Below are 1,190 nucleotides of genomic sequence, written 5' to 3' on the forward strand. Positions count from 1 at the left end.
GGGAGGCGCCGAAGGTGTGGAGGGTGAGGGGGGTGAAGTCGTAACAAGGTAGCCGTACCGGAAGGTGCGGCTGGATCACCTCCTTTCTAGGGAGATACATTCTTAGAGAGATCAACTTAACTCGAATGGAGGGCAGGAGCCCGTCCGGTTGATGTCTGGCCCGGATACGTCCCCGCAGCACCCGGTCCCCGGGGTCGCACCCGCGTACCTTGAGAGCCGCATAGCGATAGGAGAGAGATGGAAGAGTATCCTCTTCCAGACTCGATTCTTTTCTGCGATCTAAACAGAGAATGATAGCAATCATTCATCCGATCCAAACAAGAGGAATTCACTTAATTATGAGTGAGGAGCATCTGATCGCGAGCACAGTGAAACTGCTGTGCCGCGGTATGAGATACCCGAATTGCGACATGAGAGCGCTATTCATGATATCGATTAATTTATATTAGCGACACGTGGATATCCCGCGGGCCCGGAGCGGTCCCGCAAGATACCACGGGCGCACGGCGGATGCCTTGGCACAGGGAGCCGATGAAGGACGCGGCAAGCTGCGATAATCCCCGGCGAGGAGCACACATCCTTCGACCCGGGGGTCTCCGAATGGGCGAACCCATCCGTAGCAGTACGGATATCCCCCCGCTGAACACATAGGCGGGGGGAGGACAACCCGGGGAACTGAAACATCTAAGTACCCGGAGGAGAGGAAATCAATCTCGAGACTCCCCGAGTAGCGGCGAGCGAAAGGGGACCGATGGCCAAACCGTCGAGCGGGCGTACCCGGCAGGGGTTCCGCCGGCGGGGTTGCAGGGCCGCGCATCCGGGGGCTGCCGCCCCCGGGCGCAGGTCCGGCTGGGGAGCGGAACGGCATGGGAGGGCCGGCCGCAGCGGGTGACAGCCCCGTACGCGAACCCAGACCGGACGGCGCGACGCGGTCCCTGAGTAGGGCCGGGCACGTGAAACCCGGTCCGAACCTGGGTGGACCACCATCCAAGCCTGAGTACTACCCTGTGACCGATAGCGCACCAGTACCGTGAGGGAAAGGTGAAAAGCACCCCGGGAGGGGAGTGAAACAGTACCTGAAACCGTGCGCCCACGAGCAGTCGGAGCACCTTTACGGTGTGACGGCGTGCCTTTTGTAGAATGAGCCAGCGAGTCGCTGGCGCGGGGCGAGGTTAACCGAAAGGGAGCCG

General features: G+C 61.1%; 2 rRNA genes. Both read left to right on the forward strand.

The window, feature by feature from the left end:
• Window positions 1-86, forward strand: a 16S ribosomal RNA gene (locus FYJ40_RS08875); the annotation flags it as partial.
• A gap of 397 nt (window positions 87-483) precedes the next feature.
• Window positions 484-1,190: ribosomal RNA gene (locus tag FYJ40_RS08880) — 23S ribosomal RNA — on the forward strand; the annotation flags it as partial.

The organism is Collinsella sp. WCA1-178-WT-3 (M1) (assembly GCF_009696325.1).
Lineage (GTDB): Bacteria > Actinomycetota > Coriobacteriia > Coriobacteriales > Coriobacteriaceae > Collinsella.